This is a genomic window from Thiocapsa roseopersicina (assembly GCF_900106925.1).
GTDB lineage: Bacteria > Pseudomonadota > Gammaproteobacteria > Chromatiales > Chromatiaceae > Thiocapsa > Thiocapsa roseopersicina.
Genome location: NZ_FNNZ01000013.1, coordinates 154,484 through 172,704 on the forward strand (window position 1 = coordinate 154,484; position 18,221 = coordinate 172,704).

15 protein-coding genes are annotated in these 18,221 nt (G+C 63.2%); 8 read left to right on the forward strand and 7 right to left on the reverse strand.

What is annotated here, in order from left to right; translation table 11 throughout:
* Nucleotides 1-72 precede the first annotated feature (72 nt).
* The 5 genes from hoxU to BLV04_RS14720 are packed head-to-tail and all read left to right on the forward strand — an operon-like array spanning nucleotide 73 to nucleotide 3,665.
* Nucleotides 73-804: a bidirectional hydrogenase complex protein HoxU gene (gene hoxU / locus BLV04_RS14700; RefSeq protein ID WP_093033541.1), complete on the forward strand. Its 732-nt coding sequence runs from the start codon at nucleotides 73-75 to the stop codon at nucleotides 802-804.
* Nucleotides 801-1,343 (forward strand): NADH-quinone oxidoreductase subunit B family protein, encoded by a 543-nt coding sequence (locus BLV04_RS14705; protein WP_093033544.1) that lies wholly within the window; start codon nucleotides 801-803, stop codon nucleotides 1,341-1,343. The genes hoxU and BLV04_RS14705 overlap by 4 nt, the downstream gene beginning before the upstream one ends.
* A 4-nt stretch (nucleotides 1,344-1,347) precedes the next feature.
* Nucleotides 1,348-1,692, forward strand: coding sequence for a hypothetical protein (locus BLV04_RS14710; protein WP_093033547.1), 345 nt, complete (start codon nucleotides 1,348-1,350; stop codon nucleotides 1,690-1,692).
* Nucleotides 1,689-3,116 (forward strand): Ni/Fe hydrogenase subunit alpha, encoded by a 1,428-nt coding sequence (locus BLV04_RS14715; protein WP_093033550.1) that lies wholly within the window; start codon nucleotides 1,689-1,691, stop codon nucleotides 3,114-3,116. The genes BLV04_RS14710 and BLV04_RS14715 overlap by 4 nt, the downstream gene beginning before the upstream one ends.
* Nucleotides 3,117-3,665 carry a hydrogenase maturation protease gene (locus BLV04_RS14720; RefSeq protein WP_245731898.1) on the forward strand — a complete coding sequence of 183 codons (549 nt, stop codon included), beginning with the start codon at nucleotides 3,117-3,119 and terminating at the stop codon, nucleotides 3,663-3,665. It begins immediately after the preceding gene.
* 86 nt (nucleotides 3,666-3,751) lie between these two features.
* Here BLV04_RS14720 and BLV04_RS14725 read toward each other — a convergent pair whose 3' ends face one another.
* Both BLV04_RS14725 and BLV04_RS14730 read right to left on the reverse strand, forming a co-directional pair.
* On the reverse strand, nucleotides 3,752-4,453 hold the full coding sequence (locus BLV04_RS14725) for a rhodanese-like domain-containing protein (RefSeq protein WP_245731899.1): 702 nt from the start codon (nucleotides 4,451-4,453) through the stop codon (nucleotides 3,752-3,754).
* Between the two features lie 120 nt (nucleotides 4,454-4,573).
* Nucleotides 4,574-6,136, reverse strand: a complete 1,563-nt coding sequence (locus BLV04_RS14730) for a CHAD domain-containing protein (RefSeq protein ID WP_245731900.1) — start codon at nucleotides 6,134-6,136, stop codon at nucleotides 4,574-4,576.
* A 261-nt stretch (nucleotides 6,137-6,397) separates the two neighbouring features.
* Here BLV04_RS14730 and tal point away from each other — a divergent pair, with 261 nt between their 5' ends.
* The 3 genes from tal to lon all read left to right on the forward strand — a co-directional run bounded on the left by tal (nucleotide 6,398) and on the right by lon (nucleotide 10,914).
* Complete coding sequence (gene tal / locus BLV04_RS14735) at nucleotides 6,398-7,369, forward strand: transaldolase (RefSeq protein WP_093033556.1); 972 nt, start codon at nucleotides 6,398-6,400, stop codon at nucleotides 7,367-7,369.
* Nucleotides 7,370-7,665: 296 nt separating this feature from the next.
* A complete protein-coding gene (gene rsmA, locus BLV04_RS14740; RefSeq protein WP_093033560.1) occupies nucleotides 7,666-8,460 on the forward strand; it encodes a 16S rRNA (adenine(1518)-N(6)/adenine(1519)-N(6))-dimethyltransferase RsmA in 795 nt (264 codons plus the stop codon).
* Nucleotides 8,461-8,505: 45 nt separating this feature from the next.
* Nucleotides 8,506-10,914 (forward strand): endopeptidase La, encoded by a 2,409-nt coding sequence (lon, locus tag BLV04_RS14745; protein WP_093033563.1) that lies wholly within the window; start codon nucleotides 8,506-8,508, stop codon nucleotides 10,912-10,914.
* 185 nt (nucleotides 10,915-11,099) lie between these two features.
* Here lon and rfbD read toward each other — a convergent pair whose 3' ends face one another.
* The 5 genes from rfbD to BLV04_RS14775 form a co-directional block, all read right to left on the reverse strand.
* Nucleotides 11,100-12,011, reverse strand: coding sequence for a dTDP-4-dehydrorhamnose reductase (gene rfbD, locus BLV04_RS14750; RefSeq protein WP_093033566.1), 912 nt, complete (start codon nucleotides 12,009-12,011; stop codon nucleotides 11,100-11,102).
* Nucleotides 12,008-12,574 (reverse strand): dTDP-4-dehydrorhamnose 3,5-epimerase, encoded by a 567-nt coding sequence (gene rfbC / locus BLV04_RS14755; RefSeq protein ID WP_093033569.1) that lies wholly within the window; start codon nucleotides 12,572-12,574, stop codon nucleotides 12,008-12,010. The genes rfbD and rfbC overlap by 4 nt, the downstream gene beginning before the upstream one ends.
* Entirely contained in the window at nucleotides 12,571-13,452 is an 882-nt protein-coding gene (rfbA, locus tag BLV04_RS14760) for a glucose-1-phosphate thymidylyltransferase RfbA (protein WP_093033572.1), read from the reverse strand. The genes rfbC and rfbA overlap by 4 nt, the downstream gene beginning before the upstream one ends.
* 11 nt (nucleotides 13,453-13,463) lie before the next feature.
* Entirely contained in the window at nucleotides 13,464-14,522 is a 1,059-nt protein-coding gene (gene rfbB, locus BLV04_RS14765) for a dTDP-glucose 4,6-dehydratase (protein WP_093033575.1), read from the reverse strand.
* A 2,182-nt stretch (nucleotides 14,523-16,704) separates the two neighbouring features.
* Nucleotides 16,705-18,165, reverse strand: a complete 1,461-nt coding sequence (locus BLV04_RS14775) for a copper-translocating P-type ATPase (RefSeq protein WP_443080515.1) — start codon at nucleotides 18,163-18,165, stop codon at nucleotides 16,705-16,707.
* Nucleotides 18,166-18,221 lie beyond the last annotated feature (56 nt).

The window sequence follows — 18,221 nt, forward strand, 5'->3', positions numbered from 1 at the left end:
GCGACGGACGCTGCGTTGCGTCCAATGCGTCTTCGCGGTTCAAACTGCACGAACGAGGTTGACGGAGCCGATATGCCCCCACCCGCCAAGCAACCGAACGTCCGCGTCGTCACGCTCAACATCGACGGCCGGGATCTCTCCGCCCGCGAGGACGAGACCATTATCGAGGTCTGTCGCGAGAATCAGATCCCGATCCCGAGCCTCTGTTATCTCGAAGGTCTTTCGGTGTGGGGCGCCTGTCGTCTCTGTCTCGTCGAGCTGGCCGGTCAGGGCCGCCTGTTGGCCGCCTGCTCGACGCGGGTGACCGAGGGGATGCGGATCCAGACGAACACCGAGAAGCTCCAGCGCTATCGCCGCACCATCGTCGAGCTGCTCTTCGCCGAGCGTAACCATGTCTGCTCGGTCTGTGTCTCCAACGGTCACTGCGAGCTGCAGTACCTGGCCCAGAAGTGCGGTGTCGACCATGTCCGCGTGCCCTACCGGCAGGCCAGCTACCCGGTCGACAGCTCGCACGAGATGTTCCGGCTCGATCACGACCGCTGCATCCTCTGCACCCGCTGCGTGCGCGTCTGCGACGAGATCGAGGGAGCCCACACCTGGGACGTCATGGGCCGCGGCACCGAGTGCCGCGTGATCACAGACATGGCGCAACCCTGGGGCGAGAGCGACACCTGCACCAGCTGCGGCAAATGTGTTCAGGTCTGCCCGACCGGCGCGCTGGTCAAGCAGGGCACTTCGGTCGGCGAGATGGTCAAAGATCAACACTTCTTGCCGATTCTCGCCCGCCGGAGACATGCCCAATGAGCACATCGCCCAAGATCACGGTCGCGACCACCTGGCTCGACGGCTGCTCGGGTTGTCACATGTCCTTCCTGGACATGGACGAGCGCCTGATCGAGCTGGTTCAACAGGTCGACATCGTCTACAGCCCGCTGGTCGACACCAAGACCCTGCCCGACCATGTGGATGTGGGCATCCTGGAAGGCTCGGTCAGCTCCGAAGACGACCTGGAGAAGGCCCTGACATTCCGCAAGCACTGCAAGATCCTGGTCAGCCTGGGCGATTGCGCCGTGAACGGAAACGTCCCGGCCATGCGCAACCACTTCAAGCTGTCGGACGTGGTCGACCGCGCCTACCGCGATACCGTCACCATCCAGCCGCAGACCCCGACGCAAGGCGTTCCGGCCTTGCTGGCCGTCGTCAAACCCATCCACGGTGTCGTAGGGGTCGATGTCTTCGTTCCCGGCTGCCCGCCGAGCGCCGACGCCATCTGGTATGTGCTCAGCGAGCTGATTGCGGGGCGCATACCGGATCCCAGCGCCGTAACCCGGTTCGGGGCCTGAAGCCATGACCAAGCCGCCTGTCGGAAGCCAAGCACCGCAGGATGCCGACACGGGCGTGATCGTCGCGCTCCTCGAGCGTCTGCGAACCCAACGTCTGCCGCGCCTGCTCGACATCAAGGCCAAGGTCGAGGGCGGCGCCCGGCTCGACAGCTTCGATATCGAGTTGTTGACCGAGGTCTTCGCCGATGCCAAGGACAAGCAGTCCAAGTGGGCACAACATCCGGAGCTCGACGACATCATCGCCCGGATGACCCATCTCTATCACGAGATCACCGAGCGCGCCTTGAGCAACGAGGGCGACGACTCGAACGCCACACCGAATTCCAACCGCCAGGGGCCGCATCCATGAGCCGCACCGTCGTCATCGAACCCGTTACCCGCATCGAGGGCCATGCCCGCATCACCCTGCAGCTCGGGGATGCCGGAGAGGTCGAAGACGCCAAGTTCCATCTCACCCAGTTTCGCGGTTTCGAGAAATTCTGCGAGGGTCGGCCCTATCGCGAGATGCCGGCACTGACTGCGCGGACCTGCGGGATCTGCCCGGTCAGTCATGTGCTGGCATCCAACAAGGCCTGCGATCACCTGCTCTCGGTCAGCATACCGCCGACCGGCGAAAAACTGCGCCGCATCATCAACCTCGCGCAGATCACCCAGTCGCACGCCTTGTCGTTTTTTCATCTCTCCTCGCCGGATCTCTTGCTCGGCTGGGACTCCGACCCGGTCTCGCGCAACATCTTCGGCGTCATGCGCCAAGACCCGGCGCTGGCCAAGGACGGAATCCGACTGCGCCAGATCGGCCAGACCATCATCGAGACCCTGGGCGGGAAGAAGATCCACCCGACCTGGGTCGTCCCCGGCGGGGTCAGCGAGCCGCTGACTCAGGAGAAGCGCGACGCCATGCTCGCCCTGCTCCCGGAAGGGCTGGACATCGCCAAACGCACCTACGCCTTCTTCAAGACCCTGGTGCCCAAGTTCAAGGACGAGGCCAGTCACTTCGGCAATCAACCGACCATGTTCCTCAGCCTGGTGAGCCCCAAGGGACACCTGGAGCACTACGACGGCCTCCTGCGGCTCAAGGATGCCCAAGGCCGCATCCTCGAAGACATGGTGCCGCCGCACGAGTACGAGCGTCTGATCGGCGAAGCGGTCGAGGACTTCAGCTACATGAAGTTCCCCTACTACAAGCCGCAGGGCTATCCCAAGGGGATCTATCGGGTCGGACCCCTTGCACGTCTGAACAACGTCGATGCCTGCGGAACGCCCTATGCCGACGTGGCGCTCGCCGAGTTCCATATGCTTCAGGAATCCGGCCCGATCGCGAGCAGCTTCCATTATCACTACGCCCGCCTCGTCGAGATCATCTACGCACTCGAGATGATGGAGCGCCTGCTCAAGGATCCGACCATCCTCGACGCGCGCGTGCGTGCCCGCGCCCGCAGCAACCGCTACGAAGGGATCGGGGTCGCCGAGGCCCCGCGCGGGTTGCTGATGCATCACTACCGCATCGACGACGAGGGGCTCATCACCTGGGTCAACCTCATCATCGCAACCGGACACAACAACCTCGCCATGAACCAGAGCATCCGTCAGGTCGCCGATGCCTATGTCGACGGCAACAATCTCCAGGAGGGGATGCTCAATCGCGTCGAGGCGGTCATTCGCTGCTTCGACCCTTGTCTATCCTGCGCCTCGCACGCCTTCGGCGAGATGCCGATCGCCATCGAGCTCAAGGATGCGACCGGCCGGGTCGTCGACACGCTCAGGCGCGGCTGAATGGATCATGCACGCATGGAGGGCAGGAAGGTCTTGATCATCGGCTACGGCAGCCCGATCCGCGGCGACGACGCGATTGGGCCGCTGGTTGCGGATCGGCTGCAGGCGGAGGGCATGCCCGAAGGCGTGGAGGTGATCTCGCGCCACATCCTCACTGCCGAGCTGGTCGCCGATTTGGTGGAGCACGACCGCGTCGTCTTTCTCGACGCCGCGGTCGACGGCGCACCGGGCGAGGTGCGCTGCCGATCGCTCGCCCCCGACGCCAGCGCCATGTCGACCATGGCGCATTTCCTGGATCCGCGCGAGCTTCTTGCCTGGTGCGAGACACTCTACGACAAGGTTCCCGAGACCTTCCTGGTCACGGCGTGCGGGAGCTCGTTCGACTATTCCAATTACGTGCTGACGCCGACAGCCGAAGCGGCGATCGAGCCCATGCTGGATTGGGTGCGGCGGCTGATCGACCCGAACGAATGCGCATCTCGGCTATCGCAGCCGACCGATGGGGCCGCGATGCATGGCGAAACCGGATCGCCGACGATGATTCTTTGAAACCTAAACAAAATCGACTCCGGCACTCGCAGCGTCATCCCTTACCGATCCAATCCAAAAACGGCGCATACGGCTCCAGACGCGGTTCAGTCGTCGGCGTTCGCCGACGGCTTCACGGTCGTCAAGCCGAGCTGCTCCCACATCTGTATCCCGCCGCGATACCACTTGATCCGATCCGCAGGATAGCCGAGCGCCAGCAAGGCGCGGATATTGGTCGGGGACTGCCCGCACCAAGGGCCGTTGCAGTAAAAGACCAACGTCTTGGCGGCGCTGAAGTTCCAGAGCGCATTCAAGCGAATCGCGCCGAGCTCGAATTCCAACAGCTCAGCGATCGCCTCGGGCTGTGCGTGCCCCGGATCCAGTCGCGTATAGGGGAGATGGATCGCACCCGGGATCATCCCCTGCGACACCCAGGGCTCGGTGCGTGAGTCGATCACCAGGATCGGCTCGCCCTTGGCTGCGCGCTCGAGATAGGCGATCAGCTCGAGCTCGCCGATGGTCTCCACGCCGGGCGCCAGCTGCATCGGTTGGATGCAGTAGGGAGGACAGTCGCGGGCGGTCTGATCGTAGGGCGCGACAATGGTGTGATCGGGCTCCTGATGACGCATCAAGATGACCGGTTTTCCCGCGTGCTCGACCTCGACATAGGGCAGGGTCTCGGTGATCTTCACGCGAAGATCCTCCAGATCGAAGAGCCCCTCCTCCGGGTTGGCCGCGCCGACGCCTGTCGCAGCAGCGGCGAGCAACACGAGCGACGCCGTCAGGCATGACGGCAGAGTCAATCTCATCGACACCTCTCTTCACCTCCTCCGAACCGCGTCTGCGGCAAGGGTTGTTGATCGAGCCCGAGCCACATCCGCACGGCACCGGCAGGATACGGCACCGGCACGACTCGCGCCGAACGCGGCTCAGCTGCGGTCGAAGAGTGCACGGAACAACGCTTGGTGGTCGTCGTGCAGATATTGATCGAAGACCTCGGCGAAGGCCGCGCGAGCCTGCTCCTGGCGTCCCAAGAGCTGACCGACGAGCGCACCCATCGCGAGCAGCGTCTCGGTATCGGCCTGACCCTCGGCGTGCATCTGCTTGGCCCAGTCGAGGAGGTGCTCGGCCTGTACAGCCAAGTCCTGAACCAGACCGAGATGATCGAGCAACGTTTTCAGTAACTTGATCAATCGGGTCATCTTGCCCCGCGGGTAGAGACTCTGGAAAAGCTCCATGAGGTATCGGAGCTTCTTGCAGCTCTTGCGCAGCTCATGCAGATCGGTGGCGGGCGAGTCCGGTCGAATCGCGAGCCCCTCGCGTCGCACGCGTTTCGCCATGCGCCGAATACGCTCGTCGGCGAGCGCCTTGATCGGAGCCGCGGCGTCGGACTCGGCCGGATGCTCGGCGACCGGTGCCTCGAGGAAGGTCCGCCACTCCCGCATCAAATCGGCAAAAGCGGGGGAGTCAAACGCGACGGGAAGGCGACCCTGCTCCTCGCTGCGGCGGGCCGACAAGAAGGAATGGACCGCGCCGAGACTTGGGCGCAAGCGCACCGGCAGGGCCTCGCGGTAGCGGTCGAAATCCAGAAGATAGACGTCCAGGTCACGGACCGGCCCCGTGATCTGCTGCAGCCAAGCGAACCTGACCTTGTAATCCTCCAGAAGATCAGCCGGAAAGACGCCCTTCGCCTGACCCAGAACCGAACGCGTGCGGCGCGTGGCGACACGCAGGTCATGCAGAAACTCGGTGTCCAGATGCTCCCGCGCACCGTCCAGATTCGCGACCAGGGTCGCGAACAGACTCCTCAGGAGCACCTTGAGCGCCTCGTCCGACCGCTGATCGGGATCGAGTCGATCCTCGATCTTGGACGAATAGTCGCCGGGGGATCGACCGCACGCCGACAGCGCCTCCGACAGAATCGGCGTCTCGACGGCCTCGAGCCCGAGCCGCTCGGCGAGGAGATCCGTCACCTCCTGCGCCGTCTGCTCGTGGTAGGGCTCTGCGACGAGGTGGATACGCGACGCGAGCGGTCCGCAGGTGTCGACACCGGGGTTGCGTGCAATCATCGTCTCGAGCTCGACGCGCAACAAGGTCTCGGCATCGTCGTTGACGAGCCGAAAGACGGTGACATGACTCTCGATCTCCACGCGTGGAAGCAGCCTTCGGATCCCGCAAACCTCCAGGATGCGCTCGCGCACCGGCCCGAGCGGAAGATCGGAGGCGAAACCGGGCTCGCCGGCAAGGGTCTGAGACAGCGGCGGCGACGCGCCGTCGAGATCGTTTCGGATCAGACGCCGGGTCGAGCGCTGCGTGCGGCATTCCAAAGCACCGCCGTCGTGAAAGATCGCCCAGTCGAAGGTGTCGTAAAATACACGCCTCGTCGTCTCCGAGGGCGCGAGGATGGGACGATAAAGTCCCGTCAGCAGATCCGAGACCTGTTGGAACGGCATGCCGTCGGGAACCCGAAGCTCCGTGGTCGAATGGCTCATGGGATGTGCGGAACACCTCGTACCCTTGGCCAGAGAGATCTTGAGTATGAACGACAAGCGCGCGGAGGACATCCACGAAATCGACACCGACGAGACGTCTCCGGCGCCCGTCCTGCCGGCGCGGTTCTTGCGCGGCTCAGCGACATGCCATGCTGTCGAGACGCATCGACTGCGGGGCCGGATTCGAAATCGTCATCGGATTCCGTTAAGGTCAACCCATCGACGCCGACGCGTCTCAACCTTGCAGAAGGGTGTTGAACCATGAGCAAGCTCGACCAACTCAAGACCATGACCACAGTCGTCGCCGACACCGGCGATTTCGAGCCCATCGCCGAGTACCAGCCCCAAGATGCCACGACCAACCCGTCGCTGATCTTCAAAGCGGCCCAGATGCCGCAGTACCGCGAGCTGGTCGAGGATGCCGTCCTCTTCGGCACGCGCGAGGGCGGCAGCGATCCGATGGATCAAGCCCGGGCGGCGATGGACAAACTCGCCGTCAACTTCGGCACGGAGATCCTGAAGATCGTTCCCGGGCGCGTCTCGACCGAGATCGACGCCCGCCTCTCGTTCGACACCGAGGCCACGCTCAAGCGCGCCGCGGCGCTCGTGGAGCTATACCAAGCCGCCGGCATCGACCCGAGCACCCGAGTCCTCTTCAAGATCGCCTCGACCTGGGAAGGCATCCGAGCGGCGGAGATCCTGCAGCGCCAAGGTCTGCACTGCAATCTCACCCTCTTGTTCAGCTTCGCCCAAGCCGTCGCCTGCGCCGACGCGGGTGTCACACTCATCTCGCCCTTCGTCGGGCGCATCCTCGACTGGTACAAGAACGCCGACAACGTCCCCGGCTATCCGGCAGACGAGGACCCGGGCGTGCAGTCCGTCACCCGGATCTACAACTACTATAAACGCCACGGCTACGACACCGTCGTCATGGGCGCGAGCTTCCGCAACCTCGACGAGATCCTGGAGCTGGCCGGCTGCGACTACCTCACCATCTCGCCGGCCCTGCTCGGCGAGCTCGCATCGACCGAGGGCGATGTCCCGCGCAAGCTGGACCCCGAACGGGCGCTCGGCATGGAGATCCCGAAGGTCGGCTTCGACGAGCCCGGCTTCCGCTGGGAGCTCAACGAAGACGCCATGGCCTCCGAGAAACTCGCCGAGGGTATCCGCCTCTTCGCCGCCGATACGCGTAAACTCGAGCAGTTCGCCCATGAGGTCTGCCACAATTGCTAAACCGCGTCCGGCACAACCTATTCAGTGCTCACTTGAGCTTAACCGCCGATGAAGCCACGAACGTCGGCGTAGACGCGGTTTAGGATGATAAGACAGGGAGTATGCTGAACAGGTCCATAGCGAAGCCTCTTGGCGTGCTCGAGATCGCCGTCGAATCGATAACATGGAAATAGACCGCGAATGCATGTCAACGCTTTAAAAATGAAATACTTAAACTGCGTCGGCTCCGACGGCCGTGGATTGATCGGAGGCCGAATCGAAGTTCAGTCAATCCATATCATGCCGGACGCAGTTTAATGGAGCACCGCGCACGCAAACGCTTCGGCCAGAACTTCCTTCACGACCGCCAGGTGATCGACCGTATCCACGGGGCGATTGCAGCGACGCCGGGCGAGCGGGTTGTCGAGATCGGTCCCGGGCAGGGCGCCATCACACAAGGGCTTCTGTCTGCGGTCGGCTCGCTCGATGTCGTCGAGCTGGATCGCGACCTGATCGGCCCGCTGCGCGATCAGCTCGGCCCGCTCGGCGATCTGCGGATCCACCAGGCCGACGCCCTGAGCTTCGACCTCTGCGCGCTCGTGCACGCGGGCGAACGCCTGCGTCTCGTCGGGAATCTCCCCTACAACATCTCCACACCGCTCTTGTTCCGATTCCTGGAGCAGGCCGAATGCATCGAGGATATGCACTTGATGCTCCAGAAGGAGGTCGTCGAGCGCATCGTCGCGGATCCGGGCGACAAGACCTACGGACGGCTCTCGGTGATGGTTCAGACGCTGTGCTCGGCGGACTGTCTCTTTCGCATCGGTGCTGGCGCCTTCACCCCGGCCCCGAAGGTCGAGTCCGCCTTCCTGCGGTTACGGCCCCATCGGCCGCTTCCCTTCCCCGTCGATGATCCGGCACTGCACGCCCGTATCGTCGCCGCGGCCTTCGGGCAGCGGCGCAAGACCCTGCGCAACAGCCTGTCCAAACTGGTGGATGCGCAGCTGCTGATCGCGACCGGGATCGACCCGACACTGAGGGCCGAAAACCTCGATGTCGCAAGCTATACGCACTTGGCAAACGCTGCTTGCAAATCGCCGCTCGTACCCTGAAATTGACCAGTCCGATTGGGGTATTGGCGAACCGAGGACAGCGAGATGGCGGACGCGGGTTCAGGCGAGGATTCGGGCGAAATCAAGGTCGACGAGGGTTCGGAGATCACGCTGGCGCGGGCCAACGATGTCCTCCCGACCCGCATCCCCATCCTGCCTGTCGCCTCGCGCCCCTTCTTTCCCGGCCAAGCCGTTCCGCTGATGATGGACGCGGAGAGCTGGTCCTCGACACTCAAGGTTGTCGGGGAGAGCGAGCACAAGATCCTCGGCGTGGTGCTGGTCCGCACCGAGACCTCCGAGGAGGCGCAAACAACCGATTTCTACCCCGTCGGCACGGCCTGCCGGGTCCATCGCGTCCACCACCAGGACGGCCACCTGCAGGTCCTCGTGGAGTGTCTGCAGCGTTTCAGCATCGCGACATGGGTCAGCCGGGAAGCACCGTTCGACGCACAGGTGACCTACCTCCCGGAGCCCGGGGGTCGACCGAACGAGGAGATCAAGGCCTACGCCATGGCCGTGATCAACACCATCAAGGAGCTGTTGCCGCTCAACCCGCTCTATGTCGAAGAGCTGCGGATGTTCCTGGACCGCTTCGGCCCCGATGATCCGTCGCATCTCTCCGATTTCGCGGCCAGCCTCACCACCTCGACCAAGGAGCAGCTCCAGGAGGTGTTGGAGATCCTGCCGCTGCTGCCGCGCATGGAAAAGGTGCTGGTCCTGCTCAACAACGAGCTCGAGCTCGCCCGCGCCCAACAGAAGATCCGGCGCACGGTCGAGGAGAAGATGCACAAGCAGCAGCGCGAGTTCTTTCTACGCGAGCAGCTCAAGGCGATTCAAAAGGAGCTGGGCATCGCGAAGGACGACCGCACTGCCGAGATCGACCGCTTCACCGCGCGGATCGAAAAGCTCGTCCTGACCGAGCAGGCGAGCAAACGTGTCGAAGAGGAGATGGACAAGCTGCGCATGCTGGAGACGGGGTCTCCGGAATACGCCGTGACCCGCAACTATCTGGACTGGATCACCATCCTGCCCTGGGGCAAGCACTCCGCCGATAAGCTGGACCTCAAGCGCGCGCGCCGCGTCCTGGATCGCGATCATTACGGCCTGGAGGATGTGAAGAAACGCATCCTCGAGTTCCTGGCCGTGGGTATCCACAAGGGCGAGATCGCCGGCTCCATCATCCTGCTGGTCGGCCCGCCCGGTGTCGGCAAGACCTCGATCGGGCACTCCATCGCCGATGCACTGGGCCGGCGCTTCTATCGCTTCTCGGTCGGCGGCATCCGCGACGAGGCAGAGATCAAGGGCCACCGTCGCACCTATATCGGCGCCATGCCGGGAAAGTTTCTCCAGGCAATCAAAGACGCCGGCACGGCCAATCCCGTCATCATGCTCGACGAGATCGACAAGGTCGGCGCCTCCTACCACGGGGATCCTGCCTCGGCCCTGCTCGAGGTCCTGGACCCGGAGCAGAACAGCGACTTCCTCGATCACTATCTGGATCTGCGCTTCGACCTCTCGAAGGTCCTTTTCGTCTGTACCGCAAACCAGACCGACAGCATCCCCGGCCCCTTGCTCGACCGCATGGAGGTGATTCAGCTCTCCGGCTATATCGCCGAGGAGAAGCTCCAGATCGCCAAGAAGTATCTGCTGCCGCGCCAGATCGACCGGGCTGGTCTGGCCAAACGTGCGGTGACGCTCGACACCAAGACGCTGCGCGCCCTGATCGAAGGCTATGCCCGAGATGCCGGGGTGCGTCGGCTGGAGAAACAGCTCGGCAAGATCGTGCGTAAGGTCGCCGTGCGCATGCTCGAAGGCGAGGAGACACCGATCAGCGTCGGCGAGGACGACCTCAAAGACTATCTCGGCAGCCCGGTGTTTCGCGACGAGCGAAAGCTCTCCGGCCCGGGCGTCGTCACCGGTCTGGCCTGGACCGCCATGGGCGGCGCCACGCTCTCCATCGAGGCCGCCCGAACTCACAGCTTCACGCGCGGATTCAAGCTCACCGGCCAGCTCGGCGACGTGATGAAGGAATCCGCCGAGATCGCCTACGGCTACCTGGTCGGCCACGCCGCCGAGCTCGGCGCCGATCCGGCCTTTTTCGAGAACGCCTTCATCCACGTCCATGTTCCGGCCGGCGCCACCCCGAAGGACGGTCCCTCGGCCGGCATCACCATGACATCCGCCCTCCTCTCGCTCGCCCGCAACCAACCCATCCGCCGACTCGCCATGACCGGCGAGATCACCCTGACCGGCGAGGTCTTCCCGGTCGGCGGGATCCGCGAGAAGCTCATCGCGGCGCGGCGCGCCGGCATCCGCGAGATCATCCTACCGGAGGACAACCGCGGCGAGTTCGAAGAGGTGCCCGAGCATGTCCGCAAGGGATTTAAGGTACATTTCGCCTCGCGCTATCTCGACGTGCTACCGCTCTTGTTCGGGACAGTGTCGAGAACCTAAACCACGTCCAGAGCGACATGCGTCATTTTCATTTTGCCTATGGCTTTGGAGATCTCCTCGATCTCGGTGAGACGCCGCTTAAAACTTAATATTTTTAATACCTTAAACCGCGCCGACTCCAACGACCGTCAAGTCTGCCGGGGCCGATCCCATCCAAAAACAGCGCATAGCGCGCCGGGCGCGGTTTAAGTCTTCTCGTCCAAACACTGCCTCAACGACAGACGCCAATCGGGCATCGCCAGTCCGAAGGTCTCTTGGAAGAGGCTGTTGTCGAGGACCGAGTAGAGCGGGCGACGCGCCGGCGCCGGATATTCGGACGAAGGAATCGGGATCAGACTCGCGTCCAGACCGGCGTCCTCCAGGATCGCACTCGCGAACCCGTACCAGCTGACCTGGCCCGAGCCAGTCAGATGATAAAGCCCGCCGACCTTCTCAAGATCCAGCTCGCCGCGCAACACTCTATAGAGCACCAAGGCCGTCGCCGAGGCCAACATCCGACTCCAGGTCGGCGAGCCGATCTGGTCGTCGACGATCCGCAGCTCGTCGCGCTCTTTGAGCAGTCGCAGCATGGTCAGCAGGAAATTGGCGCCGCGGATGCCGTAGACCCAACTCGTGCGAAAGATCAGGGCACGAGCGCCGGAGCTCAGCAGCGCCTGCTCGCCGCCAAGCTTGGTCTCGCCGTAGACATTGAGCGGTCCCGGTGCGTCGTCTTCTCGATAGGGCCGATCCAGATTGCCGGAGAATACGAAGTCGGTCGAGTAATGGACGATCGGCGTCCCGCGCTCGGCCAGCATGGCACCCAGCTCGCCGACCGCATCGGCATTGATCCGCTGCGCGATGGCACGGTCGGACTCGGCCTTGTCCACGGCGGTGTAGGCGGCGGCATTGACGACCGCGTCAGGGGAGGTATCTTCGACGAGCCTCGCCAAGGCGGCAGGGTCCAGCAGATCGATTGTCGGTCCGTATTCCCCTTCGAGAGAGGCCGGGATCACATCGCCGAGTGTCGCGAGTGTGCGCCGCAGCTCCCAGCCGACTTGCCCGTTGGCACCGATCAGGAGGATGCGGGGCCGTTCGGCGGTCGTGCGCTTGGTGGTCATAAGCTGGCCTCGTAGTCGGGAAGGCGTTCGGGTGGGATCTCGCTCAAACAGGCTGCGGCCGAATCCTTTGCAGAGAGCTCGGGCGCCCCTTCGAGCGGCCAGTCGATGCCGATCTCGGGGTCGTCCCAGCGCAGACTGAGCTCGGTCTCGGGGCTGTAATAGTCCGTGTTCTTGTAGATGAAGAGGGCCGAGTCGCCGGTGACCAGGAAGCCGTGGGCAAACCCCGGCGGGATCCAGAACTGACGACGGTTTTCTCCGGACAGGGTCGCACCGACCCAGCGTCCGAAGGTCGGCGAGCCGCGGCGGATATCGACCGCGACGTCGAAGACCTCGCCGTCCATCACCTGTACCAACTTGCCCTGAGCGTGCGGATGCTGAACGTGGAGGCCCCGCAAGACCCCCCGGCGCGAGTAGGAGAGGTTGTCTTGGACAAAGGGCGCAGGGATGCCGATCTCGGCGTAGCGATTGGTGCGGTAGGTCTCCATGAAGAAGCCGCGCTCGTCGCCGAACACCTTCGGCTCGAGGATAAGGACACCCGGGATTGCCGTCTCGATAACCTTCATACGTCACCTCGACGCAGCAGCCCGAGCAGATACTCGCCGTAGCCGCTTTTCTTCAGCGCCTCGCCCATCGCCCGGAGCTGATCGTCGTCGATCCAACCGTTGAAATAGGCCACCTCTTCCGGACAGCAGATCTTGAGACCTTGGCGACGCTCGATCGTCTCGATGAACTGCCCGGCCTGCATCAGGGACTCGTGCGTGCCGGTATCGAGCCAGGCCGTGCCGCGACCGATGCGGCTCACGTGCAGCTCGCCTTGCTCGAGATAGCGGATGTTGAGGTCCGTGATCTCCAGCTCGCCGCGCGGCGACGGACGCAGCTCCTCGGCAAGTCCGCAGACCTGATTGTCGTAGAAATAGATGCCGGTCACCGCCCAGTTTGACTTGGGTTTGCTCGGCTTTTCTTCGAGGCTCAGGACATGCCCGGCCGCATCGAACTCGGCCACGCCGTAGCGCTCCGGATCCGAGACGTAATAACCGAAGACGGTAGCACCGCGCTCGCGCGCACCCGCGGCCCGCAGCTGATCGACCAGACCGTGGCCGTAGAAGATGTTGTCGCCGAGAACGAGACAGGATGGCGATGTCCCGACGAAGTCCTTGCCGATCAGGAAGGCTTGCGCGAGCCCGCCCGGATGGGGCTGCTCGGCATATTCGAGATGGAGCCCCCATTGGGATCCGTCCCCGAGCAGGGATCGGAACATCGGCAGGTCATGCGGCGTGGAGATGATCAGGATCTCGCGAATCCCCGCCAACATCAGGGTCGAGAGCGGGTAATAGATCATCGGCTTGTCGTAGATCGGCAGCAGCTGCTTGCTGATCGCCCGCGTCAGCGGATAGAGACGCGTGCCGGAGCCCCCGGCCAGGATGATGCCTTTTCGATTCATAATCCGATCCCTCAACCCGCGGCGCCGAGACGCTCGCCCAAATAGCTCCCGTCGGTGACGCGCCGGCACCAGTCCGGATGGTCCAGATACCAGTCGACCGTCAGGCGCATGCCGGACTCGAAGGTCTCCGCCGGTTCCCAACCCAACTCGCGCTTGAGCTTGCCGGCATCGATCGCATAGCGCCGATCGTGTCCGGGGCGGTCTTTGACGAAGGTCTTCAGACCCGCGTGCGGCCGATAGGGCGAATCGGGCAGGTGCTTGTCGAGCAGGGCACAGAGCGTATCGACGACCTCGAGATTGGTCTTCTCGCTGTTGCCGCCGACGTTGTAGACCTCGCCTGGTCTGCCGGCCTCCAGCACGCGCAGGATCGCCCGGCAGTGATCGACGACATACAACCAGTCGCGCACGTTCCCGCCGTCGCCGTAGATGGGCAATGACTCGCCGCGCTGCGCCTTCAGGATCATCAGCGGGATCAGCTTCTCGGGAAACTGGTAAGGCCCGTAGTTATTCGAGCAGTTGGTCGTCAGCACCGGCAGACCGTAGGTGTGAAACCAGGCACGCACCAGATGGTCGGAAGCCGCCTTGGACGCCGAATAAGGCGAGTTTGGCGCGTACGGAGTCGACTCGGTGAAAAGCCCCGTCGGTCCCAGCGAGCCGTACACCTCGTCGGTCGAGACGTGCAGGAAGCGGAAGGCGTCCTTGGCCGCTCCGCTGCGCTTGGCCCAATGCGCACGGGAGCAATCCAGCAGGTTGAATGTGCCGACGACGTTTGTCTGGACGAACTGGGCCGGGCCGTCGATCGAGCGGTCGACATGACTCTCGGCCGCGAAATTCACGACCGCGTCGACCTCGTATTCCGCAAGGAGTCGCGCGACCAGCGCAGAATCGGCGATGTCGCCCTGCACGAAGACGTGGCGCGGGTTGTCCTTCAGATCGGCAAGGGTGTCCAGATTCCCGGCATAGGTCAGAAGGTCGAGGTTGACCACCCGAGCATCGGTCGTCTCGAGGATGTGGTGGACGAAGTTGCCGCCGATGAATCCGGCCCCGCCGGTGACGAGAAGGGTCAGCACACGCAATGCTCCTTGACGCTGATGGTTGAACGCTTAAACCGCGCCCAGCGCGGTATGCGATGTTTTTGGATGGGATCGGCCCCGGCAGATTTGACGACCGTTTGCGTCGGCGCGGCTTGAGATATTAGGTAAATAGATCATTTTAAACCGCGCCCGAAGAGCCGAAGATGGTGAGTTGTCGTGTTCAACGAGCCATTGCTCTCGGATGTCTCGGAAAAGCAGGATTCAAAGCAATTCAAAGCAATTCAAAGCTCGAATGCTTTTCATACCTGAACCGCGTCAGCTCCGAGCCTCATCGATCCACGCGAGATTGAGCCCATGCGACAACAAAGCATGACACGCCGGACGCAGTTCAGCTTTAGCAGGGAAGAATACACCTGCTTTTCTCCCTACCCCCTCACTAAGTGAGTGAGCCGAATCAAAAACAACAAGTTACATTCGATACAGCTACTACAGCTTCCTCGACGGTAAAATATTATGTAAGAAATTGGCCAATTTTACCAAGAAATTGATCCCAATCTTTATGTTCTGCCCTGTCCCCAACGCCATTGCTAGAGAACCAACACCGCCTGACCAGCTTCAGAACAGGGCAACCTACGCCCAGCTTGGGTACCCTGTCGCAGCGTGTACCACCAAGAAGGATGCAGGCAAGGAAACATCCACTCCACCCGAGGAATCGAGCGCTCCGGACCGAGGCTTCGCGGCTAGCGCCTGCCAGCATTGTCCATCCGCAGGCAAAGGCGTGCAGACGTCCTCGAAGCGAAATGCTCGCTAAGCGGGACCAACCTCTTAGACTGCTCAAAGGGTGTCGCACGAATCAGGAGCCGACAGGTGCCCTGGGCAACGTGTTGCCGTTGAGATCGAGCGGGAGCCGGCTTCGGTCCGGTATCCGGACAGAGTATCGAAGCCATTGCCGATTTTTATGACTGGCTTGGAGCCGGTGTCGAGTTGGAGGTTACCGGAGAATTCGTAAGCCATTCGATGGTGGCGTTTGGCATCCGACCATTCAGACCTTCGGGATCCTCGGCTTGTCGCGCTTCACGAAAGCCTGGCTGGTGGATTTCTATCAATATTGGATCTGGACATCAACGAAGACGATGGAATTGCGGTGCATCGCGAGCATGCTTTTCCACGTTCGCCGCGCGACGACGTGCCGCAACACTTTAAGCACCTTTGGTCGAAGTCGGGGCCTCTGTATGAAGATTGGATCTGGAATGTTGGCAATACCGTACTGCTGGAGCACAACAAGAATATCGGCGAGGCATCGAACCCGGCTCGCCGATCACGGCCAACATCTCCTCATGGGACAGGAACCCGAGCATGGGACGCTCGCTGCGCTTGGAGGGGACTCCAAGGGCTTGCTTGAGGATATGCAAGGCCGTGATGTCGCGGCGGGCGGCGAACTTCAAGAACGCACGCAGGGCCATGAGACGCAGATTGCGGCTCCTCACGCAGTTGTGGCGCTGTTGTTCAAGATCATAGAGGAACGCCAGGATCAGCGCGGGCTCGAAATCGCTGAGCCGTCGGCGCACAGTACAGCAAGTAGATGGCCGCATGTGGCCCGAAGCGCCTCATGCCCACGAATAACAGGATCTGGACAGCGGCACTGCGGCAAATGCTCGTCGAGAAAACGGGCAAACACCGCTTCGTCGAGTTGCTCGACAGTGAGGTGTTCCTGCTCCATCCAATGCGCTAAATGAGCGAGGCTGCCGAGGTAACTGGCTGCCGTAGACGTGGCGTAGCGACGATCCTCAAGGTAACGCTCGAAGGCTTCGCGGTACGGCGCAAGAGGGCTTGCTCGGACGACGTCACGAGCGCCGGAGGACAACGGCCGCGTGGCGGACATCCTGTTTGCTGCCACCCAAGCCTCCGCGTTGGGTGACTGAATTGGACGCAGAGCCGCACCCCTCGCGGCAACCCCTCCGAGCGGCATTGATGTCCGACAAGCGGTCGCCAGAACCGACGGACCCAGTGGCCGCAGTCGAGTCGACAGCGGGCGTTCTGTTTCGCGTGGCATCCGTCGTCGTCCCGCGTCTCGCGCGAGCGAAGGGTGCGGCACGCGAATCCCCTTGGGCAGCGGCCGGTGAACGAGAACCGTGAATAACGGTTCGTCTATTCCGACGCAGCGGTCATGGCGACTCTGTAAACGAGCAAGGACCTTGTGCGCGTGGGTCCAGATCAGTCAGACGATGACCCGACGCAACCGCAGGGCGTTGGTCACCACCGAGACCGAGCTGAAGCTCATCGCCAGGGCCGCGATCAGGGGGGATAGTAACATCCCGGTCAGAGGGTAGAGCACCCCGGCCGCGATCGGCACCCCCAAGGCGTTGTAGAGGAGTGCGAACAGCAGGTTCTGGCGCATGTTGCGCACGGTCGCCAGCGAGACCCGGCGCGCGCTGGCGATGCCTCGCAGGTCCCCTTTCACCAGCGTGACCTGGGCGCTGTGCATGGCAACGTCGGTGCCGGTGCCCATGGCGATACCGACATTCGCGCGGGCCAGTGCCGGCGCATCGTTGATGCCGTCCCCAGCCATGGCAACCCTGTGTCCCTGCGCCTGGAGCCGGGCCACCAGATCATCCTTATCCTTGGATTTGACCTCGCCAAAGACTTGATCGATGCCGAGCTTGCGACCCACGGCGCGGGCAGTGGTGTCGCCATCGCCGGTGGCCATGATGATGGACAGGCCGCTGGCCCGGAGCAAATCCAATGCCTCCGGCGTCGACGCCTTGATGGGATCGGACACCGCCACAAGCCCGACCGCCTTGCCGGCAACAGAGAGGAACATGACGCTGGCACCTTCCTGGCGCAGGGCCTCGGCCTGCTGCTCCAGCGCATGCCAATCGACGCCGTTTTCTTCCATCAGCACGGTATTGCCGAGCACGACCTCTTGCCCATCGACGACGCCGTGCACGCCGATGCCCGATGAGGATTCGAAGCCCTCCGGTGTACTGAGCGTAAGTTGGCGCCGACGCGCCTCCGTCACGATGGTCTGCGCCAATGGATGCTCGCTGCCCTGATCGAGGCTGGCGGCAATGCGCACGACCTCGGCTTCGTCCCCGCCGGTAGCCGCGACCGCGCCGTGAAAGGCGGGCCGACCCTCGGTGAGCGTGCCGGTCTTGTCCACGATCAGGGTGTCCACCTTGCGCAACGTCTCGATGGCCGCCGCATCGCGGAACAGCACGCCATGAGTCGCCGCCTTGCCGGTGGCGACCATGATCGACATGGGTGTGGCCAGCCCAAGCGCGCAGGGGCAGGCGATGATCAGCACGGCCACCGCATTGATCAGGCCGTAGGCCCAGCTCGGCTGTGGGCCGAAGAACCCCCAGCCGAAAAAGGTCAGGAGCGCAATTGCCACGACGCCGAGCACGAACCAGCCTGCCACGCGGTCGGCCAAGCGCTGCATGGGGGCGCGGGAGCGCTGGGCCTGCGCAACCATCTCCACGATCTGGGCGAGCACCGTCTGGGCGCCGACCTTCTCGGCCCGCATCGCCAGGGCGCCGCTGGTGTTGAGGGTGGCGCCGATCAGCCTGTCGCCGGCCGCCTTGCTCACCGGGATCGGCTCGCCCGTCAGCATGGACTCGTCCACGGCGCTGCTCCCCGCCAGGATGAGTGCGGTCAGCGATTTTGATGGTTTCGCGATCAAGTTGCGTGATAGGGGTCGGCGAAGCGCTCCCCCGGTCTCGCGCGGCCGGGGTGTGG